18 protein-coding genes are annotated in these 19,427 nt (G+C 36.3%); 13 read left to right on the forward strand and 5 right to left on the reverse strand.

Annotation, left to right across the window (positions count from 1 at the left end):
* Positions 1–8: 8 nt before the first annotated feature.
* A complete protein-coding gene (locus tag CRO00_RS00160; protein WP_097071628.1) occupies positions 9–1,694 on the forward strand; it encodes a methyl-accepting chemotaxis protein in 1,686 nt (561 codons plus the stop codon).
* An 87-nt stretch (positions 1,695–1,781) separates the two neighbouring features.
* Here the strand turns inward: CRO00_RS00160 and CRO00_RS00165 are convergent, their stop codons facing one another.
* Positions 1,782–2,252 carry a spore coat protein GerQ gene (locus CRO00_RS00165; protein ID WP_237658277.1) on the reverse strand — a complete coding sequence of 157 codons (471 nt, stop codon included), beginning with the start codon at positions 2,250–2,252 and terminating at the stop codon, positions 1,782–1,784.
* 416 nt (positions 2,253–2,668) lie between these two features.
* Here CRO00_RS00165 and CRO00_RS00170 point away from each other — a divergent pair, with 416 nt between their 5' ends.
* Positions 2,669–2,881, forward strand: a complete 213-nt coding sequence (locus CRO00_RS00170; RefSeq protein ID WP_237658278.1) for a hypothetical protein — start codon at positions 2,669–2,671, stop codon at positions 2,879–2,881.
* 102 nt (positions 2,882–2,983) lie between these two features.
* Here CRO00_RS00170 and hemQ read toward each other — a convergent pair whose 3' ends face one another.
* Positions 2,984–3,739 carry a hydrogen peroxide-dependent heme synthase gene (hemQ, locus tag CRO00_RS00175; protein WP_097071630.1) on the reverse strand — a complete coding sequence of 252 codons (756 nt, stop codon included), beginning with the start codon at positions 3,737–3,739 and terminating at the stop codon, positions 2,984–2,986.
* 213 nt (positions 3,740–3,952) lie between these two features.
* Between hemQ and lipL the strand changes: the two genes are divergently transcribed.
* A complete protein-coding gene (gene lipL / locus CRO00_RS00180) occupies positions 3,953–4,771 on the forward strand; it encodes an octanoyl-[GcvH]:protein N-octanoyltransferase (RefSeq protein ID WP_097071631.1) in 819 nt (272 codons plus the stop codon).
* 18 nt (positions 4,772–4,789) lie between these two features.
* On the opposite strand, the gene CRO00_RS00185 is transcribed toward lipL, so the two are convergent.
* Positions 4,790–5,461, reverse strand: coding sequence for an RsfA family transcriptional regulator (locus CRO00_RS00185; protein ID WP_097071632.1), 672 nt, complete (start codon positions 5,459–5,461; stop codon positions 4,790–4,792).
* Between the two features lie 300 nt (positions 5,462–5,761).
* Between CRO00_RS00185 and CRO00_RS00190 the strand changes: the two genes are divergently transcribed.
* Both CRO00_RS00190 and CRO00_RS00195 read left to right on the forward strand, forming a co-directional pair.
* Positions 5,762–5,989: a YuzB family protein gene (locus tag CRO00_RS00190; RefSeq protein ID WP_097071633.1), complete on the forward strand. Its 228-nt coding sequence runs from the start codon at positions 5,762–5,764 to the stop codon at positions 5,987–5,989.
* Positions 5,990–6,142: 153 nt separating this feature from the next.
* Positions 6,143–7,393: an HD domain-containing protein gene (locus CRO00_RS00195; protein ID WP_097071634.1), complete on the forward strand. Its 1,251-nt coding sequence runs from the start codon at positions 6,143–6,145 to the stop codon at positions 7,391–7,393.
* A 103-nt stretch (positions 7,394–7,496) separates the two neighbouring features.
* Here CRO00_RS00195 and CRO00_RS00200 read toward each other — a convergent pair whose 3' ends face one another.
* Positions 7,497–7,682 carry a 2-hydroxymuconate tautomerase gene (locus CRO00_RS00200; protein ID WP_097071635.1) on the reverse strand — a complete coding sequence of 62 codons (186 nt, stop codon included), beginning with the start codon at positions 7,680–7,682 and terminating at the stop codon, positions 7,497–7,499.
* A 70-nt stretch (positions 7,683–7,752) separates the two neighbouring features.
* On the opposite strand from CRO00_RS00200, the gene CRO00_RS00205 reads away from it, so the two are divergent.
* Positions 7,753–8,271, forward strand: a complete 519-nt coding sequence (locus tag CRO00_RS00205) for a YwhD family protein (protein WP_097071636.1) — start codon at positions 7,753–7,755, stop codon at positions 8,269–8,271.
* Between the two features lie 472 nt (positions 8,272–8,743).
* On the opposite strand, the gene CRO00_RS00210 is transcribed toward CRO00_RS00205, so the two are convergent.
* Entirely contained in the window at positions 8,744–10,792 is a 2,049-nt protein-coding gene (locus CRO00_RS00210) for a transglycosylase domain-containing protein (protein ID WP_097071637.1), read from the reverse strand.
* Between the two features lie 315 nt (positions 10,793–11,107).
* Here CRO00_RS00210 and speB point away from each other — a divergent pair, with 315 nt between their 5' ends.
* From speB to CRO00_RS00245, 7 genes are all read left to right on the forward strand, one after another.
* Positions 11,108–11,980: an agmatinase gene (gene speB / locus CRO00_RS00215; RefSeq protein ID WP_097071638.1), complete on the forward strand. Its 873-nt coding sequence runs from the start codon at positions 11,108–11,110 to the stop codon at positions 11,978–11,980.
* Between the two features lie 92 nt (positions 11,981–12,072).
* Positions 12,073–13,092 (forward strand): GTPase, encoded by a 1,020-nt coding sequence (locus CRO00_RS00220; RefSeq protein WP_097071639.1) that lies wholly within the window; start codon positions 12,073–12,075, stop codon positions 13,090–13,092.
* Between the two features lie 133 nt (positions 13,093–13,225).
* Positions 13,226–13,669 carry a YwiB family protein gene (locus CRO00_RS00225; RefSeq protein ID WP_097071640.1) on the forward strand — a complete coding sequence of 148 codons (444 nt, stop codon included), beginning with the start codon at positions 13,226–13,228 and terminating at the stop codon, positions 13,667–13,669.
* Positions 13,666–15,333, forward strand: coding sequence for an arginine--tRNA ligase (gene argS / locus CRO00_RS00230; protein WP_097071641.1), 1,668 nt, complete (start codon positions 13,666–13,668; stop codon positions 15,331–15,333). Before CRO00_RS00225 ends, argS begins: the two co-directional genes overlap by 4 nt.
* A gap of 142 nt (positions 15,334–15,475) precedes the next feature.
* A complete protein-coding gene (locus CRO00_RS00235) occupies positions 15,476–15,865 on the forward strand; it encodes a MerR family transcriptional regulator (RefSeq protein ID WP_097071642.1) in 390 nt (129 codons plus the stop codon).
* On the forward strand, positions 15,858–17,357 hold the full coding sequence (locus CRO00_RS00240; protein WP_097071643.1) for a class I adenylate-forming enzyme family protein: 1,500 nt from the start codon (positions 15,858–15,860) through the stop codon (positions 17,355–17,357). The genes CRO00_RS00235 and CRO00_RS00240 overlap by 8 nt, the downstream gene beginning before the upstream one ends.
* Positions 17,358–19,025 (forward strand): acyl-CoA dehydrogenase family protein, encoded by a 1,668-nt coding sequence (locus tag CRO00_RS00245; RefSeq protein ID WP_097071644.1) that lies wholly within the window; start codon positions 17,358–17,360, stop codon positions 19,023–19,025.
* The last annotated feature ends 402 nt before the right edge of the window (positions 19,026–19,427 follow it).

A 19,427-nucleotide genomic window follows, 5' to 3' on the forward strand; every position in this document is an offset into this window, starting at 1 on the left:
AGGATTATATGAGTATAGGTACTAAATTAAGTGCATCATTTTATTCACTAATTATTTTATTATGTATTTCGGTTGTAGTGAGTTTCTTTAATTTAAATAATATACAAGGCAAGATGGACGAAGCACTAGAAAGACGAATAACACAAATGGTCGAAATTGAAGAAATGCGCTATTCGTTGGCAATGCAGGGGTTATTAGTTCGAGAAATAATTGTAAACGATTCAGATAGTACTAGAGAAAGTTTACTAAACTTTAAAGAGTCATTTGAAGAACATATTACAACACTTAAGGAAACTACTAAAAGTGAAACAATGAAAAGTTATCTTCAAGAGATTGAAAATTTCCGAAACAGTTATGATCAAAATATAATGACTGCCCTTGACGCTCTGGACCAAGGTGATACAAAGCAAGCAACATTTATTGTTTCAAACTTTTTATCAGTGGATAGTCAAAACTTAACAGTCGTTACAGATAAAATGTTTGAATATCAGAACTCTCAATTAACAGACGTACGCAAACAAGCTAATGATACAATATCAAACTCTAAAACGATTTCAATTACTGTATTAATAATTAGTATTTTAATAAGTATTGCTTTAGTAATCTATGTGAAGAGAACTGTAGCATATCCTTTAAGAAAAGTTGTTAACTCTGTGAATGTAGTTTCAGCAGGGGACCTAACAGAAGATGATTTACCTGTACGAACAAGAGATGAAATTGGTCAATTAGCGAAATCCTTTAATATGATGAAAGGGAATTTAAAATCCCTCATAAAAAGTGTTCAACAAAATACCGAGCATTTAAGTGCAGCTGCCGAGGAGTTATCCGCAAGTACAGAGGAAATTACAGCATCCACAGAAGATGTGACAGTGCGTGTTGAAGCAACGGCAGAACAAGTTAAAACAAGTTCGGTCGCATCATTTGAAAGTGCAAAATCAATGGATGAGACGGCTTCAGGGGTACAACGGATTGCAGAATCAACACTAGTTCTACATAATAGTTCAGTGAATGCAAGTGAAACAGCAACGCATGGTACAGAAATTCTTCAAAAAGCAGAAAGTCAAATGAATGCAATTAGTCACTCAACAACTTTAGTTAACGAGCTTGTACAAAAATTGAGTAAGCAAACTGAGGAAATTGAGAGTATTTCAAAAGTCATTACTGATATTACCGAACAAACGAACTTATTAGCGTTAAACGCAGCAATTGAAGCTGCTCGAGCAGGTGAACATGGCAAGGGCTTTGCTGTTGTTGCAGAAGAAGTTCGTAAGCTAGCAGAAGAATCTAAAAATTCTGCTAGTCAAATCTTTAATTTAACAATGGAAATTAAGTCAGATACGGAAAATGTTGAAAAGGCTGTTACAGAATCCATTTCTTCAGTTGGTGAGGGTGTACACATTATCAGTGCAGCGGGTAGTTCCTTTAATACGATTGTCCATGCAGTAGAAGATATGAGAAATCAAATAGAGGAAATCTCAGCAACATCTGAACAAATCTCAGCAAGTGCAGAGGAAGTATCTGCATCAGTTAATCAAATTTCAAGAGGATCATCGAAATCAGCCAATGATGTTGAAATGATTGCTGCTGCGATTCAAGAGCAGGCTGCAACAATGGAACAAGTAAATTCCGTTGCAGTAGAATTAAGTATTAAAGCGCAAGAATTACAAAGTGAAATTCAAAAGTTTAAAATTTAATAAAAAAAGTTGCCCACATCAATCCTTTGAAGGTTGAGTGGGCCTTTTTGTTAAAAAAACAATTCTTTAAGCACGCTGCATAAATTATTAAGTTCCAAATGGATTACGATAGTTTATATAAGCAAGTTCTTCATCAAACTCAGCAAAATCGAAATAAATCATTGGGAATAAATAGTTATGATTTGTATCAAGTTCGCGGATGATTGCATGGTCACGCCCTGCTTCTACAACGACCCCTCGAACTCTAATCGTATTGCCATTTGCTGTATCTTGCTGCACATTTGCAGATGGTACAGTGAAGAAGAAAGTTGCTGGTTTTCCTCGGTTTAAACGTAAAATGTTTTCGATGTACGATTCTTCACGTAATGTTGGGGCAGAGCCATTTTGAACAGGAATTCCACTTGTCGTTTGCCCTCCATTAGGAACCGCAGTCTGTGGAGTTGGGAACGGTCTTGTTTGCGATTGACCGCTTTGCATTTGCCCCGCTGGATATTGCCCCATAGGATATTGTCCCATAGGATATTGCTGTTGATTTTGTTGACCCCAGTAATAATACAAGAATAAACATCCTTTCACTATAAATTTTACTTAAGCATCATTAAAGTGGATGATAAGTTTACACATAAGGACAATCCAAAAACATACAGGTGATGAAACGTGAATTCTACATTCCACTTATTAAACTACTTAACACCCTACAGTAGCATGAAGAGTAAGATTTTTCTTGCTTGGAAGCAGTAAGTATTGATGCTACTGAACAAGACACAAACCTCCTCATAACCATGTATATGCGCAAGGCATCATTTAAGAATAATTAAATGTCAAAAAATCACCCATGCAACTAATTTATGTAACACAATACTTCTTGTTCACAATTTGTATAAAAAAATAAAATTCTTAATACACTATAGATAAGAGGAAAGTTTTACAAAGTTTTGGCGGTTTTTGGGGATAAAAAAATGTAAGGGGAATCGGTGAAGAAATCTACCTTAGGGGTTGGTACGATGCAAATAGGTATTTGGATTGGAATTGTCATCAGTGCGATTATTTCATTTTTGGTCGCAAGTTTTTACGAGCAACCGTTGCATTGGTATTTGTTTGTCTTAATTGTGTTTATTGGTTTTTTTATTAACACCATCATCCTTATATTGAAAACAAAAGATGAAAAAGAGAAAAACGGTACGTAATATGTTAAACTGCTCCCAATAATTTATTGGAGAAGCAGTTTTTTTGATGAAAAAAAGGCATGTATCCAATTGTAGAGTGAACACATGCCAAAATCATAAGTTTTATTTATTTACAGATAAGAAATTCATTAATTTTTCGTTGTCTAATACGTTTCCAACTAAGAACTCTCCAAATTCGCCATAGCGAGCTGAAACTTCATCAAAACGCATTTCATATACGATTTTCTTGAATTGAAGCATATCATCAGAGAATAATGTAACGCCCCATTCATGATCATCTAGACCAACAGAACCCGTAATATATTGTTTTACTTTTCCTGCATAACTACGACCAATTAAACCATGTGAACGCATTAATTCACGACGGTCGTCCATGCTTAACATATACCAGTTATCATTTCCTTCGCGACGTTTGTCCATTGGGTAGAAACAAACATATTTTGTACGTGGTAGCTCTGGGTATAAACGGGCACGCACATGTGGATTTTGGTATGGATCATCGTTTGACTCACCAGCTAAGTAGTTTGATAACTCAACTACAGAAACATAAGAGTAAGTTGGAATTGTGAAATCAGCTATTGCTAATTTATTAAATTCTGCTTCTAATTCTTGTAGTTCTTCTGGTGTTTCACGAAGAATCATTAACATAAAATCAGCTTTTTGTCCGATAATTGAATAGAAAGCATGAGATCCAGTTTTAGCAACGTGTGTTTCGTTTAATTTTTCTAAGTATTGGACGAATTCATCGATTGCTTTTGAACGTTCATCTTGTGATACTAACTTCCAAGAAGCCCAATCAATTGAACGGAAATCGTGTAAACAGTACCAACCATCTAGTGTCATTGCTGCTTCATTCATTTATAAACACTCCCTTAATTGATAATCATTCACAATTATCTTAGCATAAAATCAAAATAATTCCTTCTATGAATGCTGTAATATGTCGAAATTCACCATTTCGTCATTAGTGTGCACATCTTTTTTATAACGCATAAGTATCGAGAAAATTTGATAAAACATTATTTTCATGTATTCTTAAAATAAATGGTGATTTTTAAGGAGTTTTTTACTATGAATCCTCTGTTGCAACAACCAACATGGCGTTTTATTGATCAATCCAATATTATGAAAAATCGAACACCCCTAGAATCCTTTGCGATGGATGACACACTTTGCGAAATCGTCGGGCAATTGCGTTCGCCAGCGACAATCCGAACATGGGTCCATGATGATACGGTTGTATTAGGCATTCAAGACCATCGTTTGCCCTATGTTCAAGAGGGAGTTGAACTTTTACATACAAAAGGGTATCAATCAATCGTACGTAATTCTGGTGGACTAGCAGTAGTGCTAGACAGTGGCGTATTAAATATATCCATCATCCTTTCAGAGCAACCTGCATCTATTTCAATAAATAGTGGCTATGATGTTATGGTGGATTTAATAAAATACCTTTTTCCTGAGGTAGCTGATCAAATCGAAGCTTATGAAATTGAAGGTTCCTATTGTCCAGGTTCATATGATTTAAGCATTGATGGAAAGAAGTTTGCGGGAATATCACAACGCCGGCTAAGACAGGGAATCGCTGTTCAAATCTATTTATGTATTGAAGGTAGTGGAGCAAAACGCGCCGAGTTAATTAGAGATTTTTATAACATTAGTTTAAAAGATGTAGAGACAAAATTTGCTTATCCAAAAGTGAATCCATCTGTCATGGCGAGTTTAAGTGAACTATTAAACAAGCCGATTACCGTTCAAGAAACAGTTTTTCGGTTGCAAAATCTTTTTGAAAATATAGAAGTGAATAGTTTTGATGAAGAAGAATTAGAACTTTATATGTTTTATTTAAAACGAGTGTTAGAGCGAAATAAAAAAATGCTTGGAAAATAGGAAAAAACGTGAATGTGCTTAATGAGGCACATCCACGTTTTCTTTTTCAATAGAGCCAGTAGTATAGTTAGCTACCAAGTTACCGTTTTTCTCCATTTTAAAGACAGGTGCAACACGTTGTTCATCTTCTTCTAGAGTTACTAATCTACGAGCACGATTCATAATCTGAACGAATTGCTCATAATCTTCTCGTATTTCTTTATTCTCTTGTTCTAGTCGCTTTAACTGAGCTTCTAAATCTTTTACTTTTTCTGTAGCAGTATTTGCAATATGACGCCATTTTGTTGCTTCAATATCATTTCCACCTTGATGTTGTAAACGTAATAGATAAGCAATCACAATATCAAGATTAAGAGCTGATAACGGAATCGATTTTACTTCTTCATTACTACTTGGAGTTGAAGCACCAGGTAATAGATAAACAGGTTGAGAGCGACGTCTACCATTCATTCCTAATACTCGCATTCTCTCTTTTCTTTCTTTCTTAGCTTCTGCTAGTTCTTTTTCATATAAACGACGAACGACTGCATTCCAACGAAAACCACATGCTGCTGCTGTACGATTTAACGCATCGCCAGCTTCTTCAAAAGCGTTTAATTGTGTACTACCTTCTTTCACGTGACGTAAAACTGCCTCAGCTAATAGTTCATCATTTTCTTTTAACCAAGCATCTTGTCTAATTTTAACCATTGTAAAACCTCCTGTTAATAAAATAGTTTTTTCTTATCTCAAAACCTAGAATGTCCAAGATGTACCAATTTTATTCATATATTTTTACAGAAAAAAGGATTTTTATAGGAAGTTTATTAATGAAACAATATAAATGGAGTAATAGTGTTGTGGAAATGTTTATGCTTGTTCAGACCTTTGACGGAAATGTTAGGTTTTTACTTGATGGGATATGATTTATTACGATAAAATAGCAATTGTGTTAAATGGGAATGATATAGTTAAAATAGAAATCAATCAATAGAAAGGGTTGTTGACAAAATGGCAAACGAATTTAAAGTTTGCGATGAATGTCAGGCCGTTAATTTAAAAACGTTAATTCCGAAATTAAAACAATTAGATCCAGATGCAACGATTGAAATTGGCTGTCATTCATATTGTGGTCCAGGACGTAAAAAAACATTTACTTTTGTAAATGGTAGACCTGTTAATGCATTAACTGAAGAAGAGTTAATGGAAAAAGTAAAGGCAAAATTAAAAGATAAATAATATAGCTATCTCCTGCAGCAAGGAGATGGCTATATTTTTTTGTGCCCAACGTTTGGAATATGTAGAAATGCAAGTTCTTTATGAGAATATGATGTAATTATGACGAAACACTCTTATAATAGATAATAAGTTTATGGGAGTGAGGTGTCGACAGTGAGTCATTACGCAAATGCTAAATTAATAGAAGAAAAAGTATTTAAGGATCCTGTGCACCGTTATATCCATGTACGCGATCAAGTAATTTGGGATTTAATTAGCACGAAGGAATTTCAAAGGTTGCGCCGTATCAAACAGCTTGGCACTTCGTATCTAGTGTTCCACGGTGCAGAACATAGCCGATTTAATCATTCCCTTGGTGTTTATGAAATCGTGAGACGTATTGTCGATGATGTTTTTAGAGGCAGAGCGGAGTGGGATGACAATGAACGATTAGTAGTTCTGTGCGCGGCTTTGCTTCATGATTTAGGTCATGGTCCATTTTCCCATGCCTTTGAAAAAGTATTCCATACAGATCACGAATATTTTACAAGGGAAATTTTATTAGGCGACACAGAAGTGAATGCAGTGTTACGAAAAGTTTCTGCAGATTTTGCTGAGAGAGTCGCATTAGTGATTGAGAAAAATTATACAAACCCATTGGCAGTAAGTCTTATTTCAAGTCAAATCGATGCGGATCGTATGGATTATTTACAACGAGATGCTTATTATACAGGAGTAAGTTACGGCCACTTTGACATGGAACGAATTTTAAGAGTCATCCGTCCAAGACAAGGTCAAATTGTCTTTAAAGCGAGCGGCATGCATGCGATTGAAGATTATATTATGTCACGCTATCAAATGTATCTTCAAATCTATTTCCACCCGGTATCAAGAAGTGCGGAAGCCGTGTTAAATCAAGCATTAAAAAGAGCAAGAAAATTATATGATGAGGGGTATCAATTTAAGTTTGAACCGGCTCCTTTCATTTCCTTCTTTGAAAACAACGTAACATTAAAAGATTATTTAGCACTGGATGAAAATGTCTTATTGGCATATTTCCAGTTTTGGATGGAAGAAGAAGATTCGATATTAAAAGATTTATGCAGAAGATTTGTTAATCGAGATCTATTTGCTCACGTGGATTTAAATCCAGAAGAAGAACCAGAGCGATTTGCTTGGTTAGTAGAACAGGTGAGGTCGATGGGGTTAGATCCGGAATATTATATTAAACCAGACTCTACTTCTGATTTACCCTATGATTTTTATCGTCCGGGTTCAAAATCAACAAAGAAACCGATTTATTTAGAGATGCCGAGTGGGGAAATACGTGAGCTTTCTGAACAATCACACATCGTTTCCGCAATGGCCAATAATATTAAAGTAGATTATAAAGTTTACTATCCAAAAGAAATTTTATTTATATAAGTATGTGAACGCTTGCTCCTCTCTACAACTAGGAACTTCTTGCATTGAGCACAGAGTTTATGTAGTTGTTGTCGGAGTGAGCGAGCGTTCTTTCGCTTTTTATTTATTTATCAATCGCACGTACGCCACCGTTTGCGTAATGATTTTTTGACATTTCTTCAATAACAATCGTTACTGCTTCAGGTTTTGCATTTACTGTTTCAACAACTGCTTCTGTTACTCTTTCAACTAATGCTTTCTTTTGCTCGTCTGTACGACCTTCTAATAATTTTACTGTTACGATTGGCATTTTGTGTCCTCCTTGGTGGATAATATTAGTGTATATTCATTATAATAGGCATATACGGAGGGATTTATCAATGGCTAATGAAGAAACGAAGAAACAAAAAATGGGCTTCACCATTATTAAAAACGATCCAACAGATGGGCATAAAGGGTTCGGAATTGGCTCTTTATCGTTGGAAAATGTTTCGCCTGTTTTTATTGATATACAAGAGAAACATGCATTTATTGATATTGGTGCTATGCATGCTAAAAGTGATGTAGAGCGTGGAATTAAATTTACAACCGATCGCGCGGATTCAGAGGGCGGAAAACCATATTGGCTTGTTTGGGTCACAATCGATTTTAGAGAAGAGGGTCCGTATTTTGCGGGGGTTACCGCATGTGAAATGGTCGTGAACCGTGAAAAGAGACGGGGCTACAAAATATTGGCAGATCATGTTAATAAAATGGATAAATCGATGAAACGAAAAATCATCGTTGACCATATGGATGAAGACTCTAAAAAAGTACTAGCGGATTTCCTAAAGTCTCATAATATTGAAATGTGGAATAATAGCGAGGAACAATTACGAAATGATTTAACAGTAGGATAAGTTTCAAACTTATTATTTTATTATTTAAGTGCCCGTCAATAGTTTTTTAATAAAATAAAATTACAAAATTGAACAAAGTGTGACATTTATTTGTTGCATTTAATCCGATATTGAAACTACCATTGAAAAAAAGTACACTAAATGTAGCTGACAATAGTGAGCTAGGACACTTGGCAAACCTAAGCTTGAGACTTATGCGGCATTTGTACAATCCCAAGCCGAATGCCCCATGATTCTCATGCTTTTGCTTGCCATAAAAAAGCTTTCTCTTAATGACGGTATATCCGTTTTAAGAGAAAGCTTTTTTGTTAATAATATTTTGTTTTGGAGTTGGGCGAACGCGCTCCGCTTTTCTGATTGTCTAGCTGCGGCGGCTAGCTCCTCGGTAACTTCGACTTCTTCCTGCGCGTGTAAACACGCTTGTCAGAAGTCTACAGTTACTTTCGGAGCTGAACGAGCCGCCTCCGCTTTTCTAATTTTTGAATGCTTCAAATGGGAATAGGTCCAAGAAGTCATTCCAAGAATCATCATCAAAGAATTCAAAGGATGAACATTTTTCTTTTGGTACATCTTCCGTTTTTACATAGACAAGACGTTGTTTTGGACAGGAATCGGTTGCAAGTTTCCCGGTTTCAATATCAATTACAACTCCTTCAACCCCTTTAGGAGGTTTAAAGTTTTCGTTTGGTGTTCCTTTATTGATAGTTTCCATAAAATCAATCCACACTTGTTTTGATGCAGCCATATCTTCTTGAACTGAAAGAGTTTTACCTTGGTCGTACCCATTCCATACACCAGCTGTCACATTTGGTGTGTAGCCGATTAGCCATTGATCGCTCACAGTTGTTCCTGATTTTGCCGCATACGTATGAGTCATACGAGGGCGTAAGGAAACACCCGTTGCAGGGGAATAATCACTATATACAGGATCAAAAATTCCCGTCATCATATCGGTTAATAGAAACGCATCTTTTTCTGAAATGACTTGCTTTGATTTTGGTTTTTTATATTCGTAAACAGTTTCACCAGATGAATCTTTAATTGAAAGAATCGTTGTCGCTTTTCTCTCTTGACCATTGGCGGCAATCATATTGAATGCATTTGTCAAATCGTATAGTGATGTTTCGATAGTGCCAAGCGCAATGGAAGGATTATCTGCATCTGTATAGTTCAAATCAAATCTCTTTAACATATCGCGGTAGTGCTCATAGCCGATTTTCTCTAAAGTTTTCACTGCATAAATATTATCTGAAATGGCCATTGCTTGAGCTAACGACATTTCACCGTCTGCATATTTACCATTTACATTTTGTGGTTTATATGTTGCCCGACCATTATCATAGGTAAAAATCGTTTCTCCTACATCTAAATAAGTGAGTGGAGAGAATCCATTTTCTAATGCAGCCGCATATAGAATGGGCTTAATAGAAGAACCAGGTTGACGCACAGCTTGGGTAACACGGTTAAATGAACTTTTCTCATAATCTCGTCCACCTACTAATGCGGTGACATGTCCATTCTCTACATCCATGCTGACAAAGCCAACTTGTAATTCACTATCAGGCATATTGTTCTTAACTGCTTCCTCTGCAGCTTTTTGATGTGCTTGGTTTAAGGTTGTTCGAATCTCCCATCCGCCTTCACGAATGTTGCGGTTTTCTTCTTCTAGTATTTTTTCAGCTTCTTGCCAAGCTGCATCTAGGAAGTAAGGTGCAACAGATTTTGTTGCTGCCCATTGTTCATTTTTTAGTACAAGATCTTCAGCGTTAGCACGTTGTTTTTCCTCACCTGAAATATAGTTTTGATCTTCCATTAATCCTAAAATAACTTTTTGACGGTTTATCGATTTTTCGTAATCATTAAGAGGAGAATAAATGCTTGGGCCTTTTGGTATTCCTGCAAGTAGCGCGGATTCAGCTAATGTCAAATCACTGGCTGATTTTCCAAAGTAGTAGCGACTTGCTGCTTCAACTCCGTACATTCCGTGACCATAGTTAACAGTATTTAAATAACCTTCTAATATTTCATCTTTATCATAGAAAACTTCAAGTCTATAAGCATAAAAAGCTTCTTGAATTTTTCTTGTCCATGTCTTATCTAAAGTTAAATAAAGGTTTCGAGCAAGTTGCATGGTAATCGTGCTTGCACCTTCAGCTTTACTTTGTGTCTTTAAATCAGTTAATAAGGCACTAGCGATTCTTGAAAAGTCAAAGCCGTTATGTTTATAAAAATCTTTATCCTCAACTGCGACTGTCGCATCTAGTAAATAAGGGGAAACTTCATCAAGCTTAACCCAATATCTACGCTCAGCTGTAAAAAAATCACCAATTCTATTCCCATTACTATCTAAAAACACGGATGCCTTTGTTGCTGTAAGGGGTGGGGCACCAGCAATTTGAGCGTACAACCGTAATGCACCGAGCGACACGGCTATTGCACAAATAAAAGCAACAACCGTAAATGCACTATACTTCATCCATTTAAGCCGTTTCCTCTTTTTGCGATAGCTTTGTCTTTTCATCCGTATTTCACCTCGTTTTTTTCATAGTAGTAGAAGTATTGACGTAAACTTACTCCTTTAATCGATTTTATACATAAAAAAACTGTTGCACTTTGTCTAAAAACATCTATACTTTTTTCCTGTATGTATAAACTATACGAAAAAAGTCGATGGAAGTTTCAGACTAGGTTTTACACGGAATTTTCAGGTTATTTTTCTATAATCACATAACTTAGTTAAATGGAAATTGACGATTTTTGAAAGACTTCCGCGAAAAATCATTAAAATATGGTAAAGTCACAATATTAAAGAAAATAAATTTAGTAGGTGAAAATTATGAGATTTGATGAAACATATTCTGGTAACGTTTTTATTAAAAGTCATCCAAACTACGAAGAATCAACAGCAGTACTTTACGGAATGCCAATGGATTGGACAGTAAGTTATCGTCCAGGTTCACGTTTTGGTCCTGCTCGTATTCGTGAAGTTTCAATTGGATTAGAAGAATATAGTCCATATTTAGATCGTGAATTAGACGATGTGAAGTATTTTGATGCAGGGGATATTCCGTTACCGTTTGGAAATGCACAAAAATCTTTAAATGAAATTGAAAACTTTGTAAAACGCGTATTAGACGATGGAAAAATTCCTGTTGGTATGGGTGGGGAACATTTAGTTTCTTGGCCTGTTATGAAAGCGGTTTATGAAAAATATAACGATTTAGCAATTATTCATTTTGATGCACACACAGATTTACGTACAGAATATGAAGGGGAACCATTATCTCACTCAACGCCTATTCGTAAAATTGCTGAACATATCGGACCAAAAAATGTGTATTCATTTGGAATTCGCTCTGGTATGAAAGAAGAATTCGAATGGGCACGTGAAAATGGGATGCATATTTCAAAATTTGAAGTGTTAGAACCATTAAAAGAAATTTTACCAACGTTAGCTGGACGTAATGTTTACGTTACAATCGATATTGATGTACTAGACCCAGCCCACGCACCAGGTACTGGAACAGTTGATTGCGGAGGTATTACATCAAAAGAATTACTTGCATCAATCCACGCAATTGCTGGCAGTGATGTTAATGTAGTTGGTTTCGACTTAGTGGAAGTTGCACCAATTTACGATTCAAGCGAAATGACCGCTAATACCGCATCAAAATTAATCCGAGAAATGATTTTAGGATGGGTAAAATAAATTTTAAGGTCTTCACCATGAACTAAAAAGCACCAGAGCATAGACCAAAGTTAAGAAGTAGTTCTACAAAAACATCTAAAACGAGGTGCAATATGAATCAAGAATTTGAAAATGAAAAATTCGACGAGTGGTTTGAGGATGCATTTTATGAAAAAACAGATGAAATAAATGAGCAGCTTTCTAGAGAAATTTTAATCTCAATGGTTGGGGATGTGAACTCTGGCAAATCATCCACAATCAATAGATTAATGGACGAAGATTTGGCAAGTGTCGGTGCGCAACCTGGTGAGACAGTGCATATTCAAAAATACGTCTATAAAGAAAATATTATTTTTGTAGATACACCTGGCTTAGATGACGTTGTGGAGGAAAACTCTGAAGTAACGAAGAAATACTACGAGCAATCAGACGTTGTATTATTCTTTTTAAATGCTGCGGGTACAGTACTATCGGAAAATGAACTAAAAAACTTCAAACAAATAGAAAAGATTACAAAAGATATCATTATTGTATTAAATAAAATTGATGCAGCAGATGATATTCCAAATCTGGTGAAATACATCCAAGACCATACAAATTATGGATATCCAGTTGTCCCGATTTCTTCGCGTACTGGAGAAAATATTTCAATGCTTCAGGCAAAGTTACTGGACGTACTGGAAAAAAAGTCTAAAGATATCCTAATGGCGCAAAACTTCAAAGACAAAAGCTCTGTTGCGAATAAATGGATTTTAGCAGCAGGAGCATCTGCCGCAGCTGTTGGGGCATCACCAATTCCGGGTTCTGATTTTATTCCATTAACTAGTATTCAAGTTGGATTAATGATTAAGCTATCAACTCTTTATGACAAACCCGTTTCAAAAGAAAATGCAAAAGAGCTGTTAATTGCAACCGTTGTAGGGAACATCGGAAAAACGATTTTCCGCCAACTTGTTAAAATCATACCTGCAGCTGGATCTGTTGTTGGGGCGAGTGTAGCAGGTGCAACAACGATAGCGCTTGGCTATGCTGTAAAATATATGCACGAAAACGAAATCGAGCTAAAAGCAGAACATTTAAAAACTGTTTATGAGATGTTTTTGAAGAAGGAAAAGAGCAATCCAAGCATTTAATAGAAAAATCCAAAGGCACTATGCTTTTGGATTTTTATTATGAACACACATTTTTTGCCGATTGTTGAACTTTAATTTATCTTTAATATATAATGTATAAGTTATAGTAAAGGTAGGCTGGAGTGACTACAATATGAATACGTTCGAAAAAAACGTGAAAATCAAATTAAATTCTACCATTCGACCAACTGATGGAGAAACTGAGAACTATGAAATGTGGTTAAATGGCTCTTTTATTGAAAAGTCAGGAAAGGCTTATTTGCGTTATACTGAAGTGCATGAAGACCATACAGTTCGTACAACGGTAAAGATGGGTAGTGAACAAGCCCTGATTTTGCGAAATGGCGGGGTAAACATGCGACTTCCATTTAACTGTGACCATATAGAAAATGGGCATTACGAAACTCAAATGGGTTCTTTGCCAATCAATACAAATACCCTTTCATTAATACATGAAGAGAACAGTAAAGAAGATGTAGTTAGTGGCAGGTTTAAAGTCCAGTATGATCTCATTATTAGCGGTCAATCTGTTGGAAAATATACGTTGGAAATTCAATATTCGGAGGGACAATCATGAACGCAGTAGAACAATTGCAACAATCAATTAAAGCTGCCCTTGCAACAGCAGTTGAAAAATCAGGTTTAGTTGAAGAAGGAGCTCAATTTAACATTCACCTAGAAACACCAAAAGATAAGGCAAACGGTGATTTTGCAACAAATTTAGCGATGCAATTAACGAAATTAGCCAAAAAGCCGCCTCGTGCAATTGCTGAAAGTATTTTAGAAAACCTTGTAACAGAAGGAACTGAAATCGAAAAAGTAGAAATCGCAGGACCAGGTTTTATCAATATTACAGTACGCAAAGACTTCTTAGCTGATGTGATTAAAGCAGTTAAAGAACAAGGCGAAAACTACGGACGCTCTAATACTGGAAACGGTGAGAAAGTACAAGTTGAGTTTGTATCTGCAAATCCAACTGGTGACCTTCACTTAGGACATGCTCGTGGTGCCGCTTTTGGTGATTCATTATGTAACGTTCTTGATTTTGCAGGATTCGATGTATCACGTGAATATTACATTAACGATGCAGGAAACCAAATCAATAATCTTGCCTATTCATTAGAAGCTCGTTACAAACAAGCGTTAGGCCAAAATGCAGAAATGCCAGAAGATGGCTACCATGGTCAAGATATTATCGATATTGCAGGAAAATTAGCAGAGCAATTTGGTGACTCAATTTTAGAAAAATCCGATGAAGAACGTTTTAACTTCTTCCGTGAGCACGGACTAAAATTAGAGTTAGAAAAACTAAAAAATGACTTAGAAAACTTCCGCGTAAAATTTGATGTTTGGTATTCAGAAAGTTCTTTATATCAAAATGGAAAAATCGATGTTGCGCTAGATAAGTTAAAAGCAAATGGCCATGTGTTTGAAGAAGAAGGAGCAATTTGGTTCCGTTCTACAACATTTGGTGATGATAAAGACCGCGTTTTAGTAAAATCAGACGGTTCTTACACGTATTTAACTCCAGATATTGCTTACCATGAAGACAAAATTGTACGTGGATTCGAAAAATTAATTAACATTTGGGGAGCAGACCACCATGGGTATATCCCACGTATGAAAGCTGCCATCCAAGCGCTTGGTTATGATCGTGAAAAATTAGAAGTTGAAGTCATTCAAATGGTTCAACTTTATAAAAACGGCGAAAAATACAAAATGAGTAAACGTACAGGTAATGCTGTTACAATGCGTGAACTTGTTGAAGAAGTAGGGTTAGATGCAGTACGTTACTATTTCGTAAAAACGGCTTGTGATTCACATATGGACTTTGATTTAGATCTAGCAGTTTCTCAATCAAATGAAAACCCTGTGTACTATGCACAATATGCTCATGCTCGTATTTGCTCAATTCTTCGTTCTGCAGAAGAACAAGGCTTTGCAGCATCATTAGAAAACTTAAACCTGTTAACTGATGAAAAATCTGAGGATGTACTGAAAAAAGTAGGTTCCTTCCCACAAGTTGTGGCAGAAGCAGCAAAACACAGAACACCTCACCGTATTGCAAACTATATTCAGGAGTTAGCAGCTGCATTCCACAGCTTCTACAATGCGGAAAAAGTATTAAACCCAGAAAACAAAGAATTAACAGAAGCACGTCTAGCATTAATCAATACAGTTCGCGTAACATTAGCCAATGCATTGCGATTAATCGGTGTAGCAGCTCCTGAGAAAATGTAATAATCAAACCAGTCTCTTAATTAGGGGCTGGTTTTTTCGTTACTAAACAAACTGCATTATGTAATAAAAATTCTACTAAAATCAAAAATATTCTTGAAGTTTACGTTAACGTCAATGCTATACTGAATGAAGAGGTGATGGGATGAAATCGATTCAACAAGTTGCAAGCGAGTTTAATGTTTCTACTAGAACTCTCAGATACTATGAAGAAATTGGTTTACTCAAGCCGGGCCGTTCTATTTCAAATCAACGAACCTTTTCAAAAAAGGAAACTGCCAAACTGAAACTCATCCTTCGTGGCAAAAAATACGGTTTCTCATTGGAAGAAATTAAGGAGATGGTGCTGCTTTTTGACCTTGACCGTACCGGCATCCAACAGTTAGAACGCACCGTAGAGTATGGCGAGCAAAAAATGTTAGAAATTGATGAGAAAATTGCTGAGCTGACACAAATAAAGAGTGAAATCCAACAACTGCATACGTTATTTAGTGAAAAATTAACGAAATTAAAGGGAGAGATGCTTGATGAATAGTTCTAATTTATTAGCAAGAAATGCCCGTAAATATCCAACTCATGAGGCAATTATTTGTCACGGTAGAAGAATCACTTATCAAACATTGGATGAGCAAGTAACACGCCTAAGCCATGCGTTACTTTCTAAAGGAATCGGACAAGAAGATAAAGTCATTCTCTTTATGCCAAATGTTTTGGAGTTTGTCGTTAGTTATTTTGCAGTTCAACGTATCGGTGCCATTGTCGTACCGGTAAATGCGAAGTTTACTCTATCTGAGGTGGAGTATGTTGCGGAACATGCAGAAGCAAAAGCCATCCTTGCCCACGAAGCCATTTTTACAGCGGTGGAAAACCTTTCAAATATAGAATTAAAGATTAAAACAGGCCAAGCAAAAGGTGATTGGGAAAGCTATACAACACTAATTGAAAACGCTAACAATTCACCAATTGATTGTCAATTGAATGGAGATGATTTATCCACAATCCTTTACACATCCGGTACTACTGGAAAGCCTAAAGGAGTGCTCTTTAGTTACCAAAATATTTTAGCCGTTGCACAAATGATTGCGATTGAAATGGAAGTAAAGCCAGAAAGCAGAATTCTTTTAATGATGCCGTTAACTCATTCAGCACCACTTCACTTATTCTTAATGTCTAGTATGTTAGTGGGGGCAACGAGCGTACTTACTCCAACATTTACCCCAGATTTACTAATCGATTCAGTTGAAAATGAAAAAACAACGCACTTCTTTGGGGCGCCTGTAGCCTATTTGCTAACTGCATCACATCCACGACTACAATCTGCAGATCTCTCCTCAATGAAATGGTGGGTGTATGGCGGAGCACCTTTATCCGAAAATGAAATACGTCAAATTGAACAAGCCTTTAAAGCAGAAATAACTTGTGTATACGGTTTAACAGAAGCAGGTCCAAGTGGTTCGCTTTTATTCGGTCATGAACATAAAGAAAAGGCGGGCAGTGTTGGCAAACGTGCACCATTTGGAACGGAATTACGGATCGTCAATGAATTAGGAGAAGACGTTGCAACTGGTGAAATTGGTGAAGTAGTCCTCTATGGGGAAGGAAATATGGTAGGTTACTATAAAGACCCAGAATCTACGAAAGCTGCATTTATCGACGGTTGGGTAAAAACCGGGGATTTAGCGCGTTTTGATGAAGACGGTTATATCTGGATTGTCGACCGCAAAAAAGATGTCATTATTTCAGGTGGAGTGAATATTTATCCAAAAGAAATAGAAGATCGAATTCTACAATTTGGAGGCATCTTTGAAGTGGCGGTTGTCGGGGTACCTCATGAGGAATGGGGAGAAACGGTGAAAGCAATTTATGCTGCTAAATCACAAATTGATGAACAAAAATTAAAAGATTACTTATCTGAACATTTAGCAAAGTATAAAATTCCAAGACTCTTTGAACAAGTTGATGCACTACCGCGAAATGCATCTGGAAAAATATTAAAGCACCAATTGAAAGCTCAGGTGGTGAATTAAATGAAAGTATTACAATCCGTCCCGAAGCGTGAAACGAACTTTTTTGAAAATGACGATACTCTCCAAAAGATACTTGAGCAAATGCTCGACTCGGAATTTTTAGACTATGCCAAGCGTGAATTACAAGATTTCGGTGCCCTTGTTGCAGGTGAAATTGACGAGCGAGCAAAACATACGGACCGAGAAGGAGAGCCACGTTTAAAACGATACAATAAATATGGAGAAGAAGTTTCTGAGATTTGGGTCAATGAAGGGTACAAAAAAACCGTTCAACAAACTTATAACACAGGTATTGTTGGGTACGTTCATAAAGACATTCCCCAACTAGGCAAAAAAGGCAACTATGTTTATAGTTTTGCACAAGGCTATCTACTGTCCCATGCTGAACCAGGATTTTATTGTCCTGTCACATTAACGATGGCAACAGCTTACTTGCTAGATCATTATGCAGATAAAGAAGTAAAAGAGCGATTGTTACCTCACGTGTGTTCAACAGGGGAAGTAGAGTTGTATGAGGGCGCAACCTTTTTAACGGAACGTCAAGGTGGGTCGGATGTTGGGGCAAATGTTGTAGAAGCTCGTTTTGATGGAGAAAATTATCGTTTATATGGAGAGAAATATTTTGCATCAAATGCAGGGATATGTGGGGTGGCCATGGTGTTAGCTCGCATTGAAGGAGCAAGTTCCGGATCGAAAGGGTTAACTCTTTTTGCAGTACCTTGGAAAAAGGAAGACGGCTCTGTTAACGGGTTACGCATTCGCCGATTAAAAGACAAACTAGGGGTTCGTGCAGTGCCTTCAGGGGAAGTAGAATTCGATGGCGCACTAGCATATGTAGTAGGTGACCAAAAAAAAGGGATTTATTACATGTTAGAAGCATTGAATTTATCAAGAATCTGCAATGCTGTTGCTTCAGTTGGCATTATGAGACGTGCCTTTTTAGAGGCGAAGCAATATGTTTCCAACCGTTCTGCATTTGGGAACGTCTTAACAAACTATCCGATGATTCAAGACTCACTAGCTAAGTTTGCTGCAAAAGTGCATGTTGAAGTAGCGACGACTTTCGATTTAATTCAACTTTACGATGTGGTGTCGAGTGGGAAGGGGACAGAAAAAGAAACCATTTTAAATCGTTTGAAAATCGCCATTATAAAGAAAGAAACGGCAGAATCCGCAGTAAAATACGCTAGTGAAGCAATCGAACTCCATGGTGGTAATGGCTATATTGAAGATTTCGTCACGCCACGTTTACTAAGAGATGCACAAGTGCTAACAGTGTGGGAAGGTACAGCCAACATTCTAGCATTAGAGCTCATCCGTTTAGTTAATAAATACAACGCTCACACGTTATTTATTGCAGAAATGTTTGAACGCCTACAAAATATTACGATCAACCCTTTGAAAGATATTGTCATGGCACAGCTAAATACGCTTCAAGACCAATTAAATGTATTTGCTACTCTAAATGACTCCATGCAAACATATGAAGCAAAAGACATTGCTAGAAAAATGGCCTTGCTTTATGAAAGTGTAGTGGCGGTAGAGTGGGCAGAGCGATACGGAGGAAAATACGAAAAACTTGCAGAAATTTATTTAGAAGAAACCTGGCATTTGCGTAAATTAGGTGACCGAATGAAGACCGTAGAATACTTTCAAGAGATTTTTTAAATAGTAATGTTGAGTAAGGATGAAAAATTCCTTACTCATTTTTTGTAAAAAGGGGGAATTTTTCTATTAGTAGCGACTTTCTATTATCTACCTCAAATTTTCTAATAAAGTATCAAAATTTTCTATTAACCTCATGAAATATTCTATAATTGGTGCGAAATTTTCTATTAAGTGAAGACCTTCTATTAATGAGAGCAATTTGTCTAATAACGAACGAAAATTTTCTATTAACCCCGCAATTTTTCTATAATCAGCATGAATTCCCCTATTAAGTAAACTTCAGTAAATAATTTTATAATTTAATTCATTGACTATTTAGAAAAAAGTGACTTTTGGATAAGTACTTACTGAAATGTTATTGTTTGTTATAATTTGAATAATTCCTATAAAAAAACTTGCAAT

This window comes from Ureibacillus xyleni (assembly GCF_900217795.1).
Taxonomy (GTDB): Bacteria; Bacillota; Bacilli; order Bacillales_A; family Planococcaceae; genus Ureibacillus; species Ureibacillus xyleni.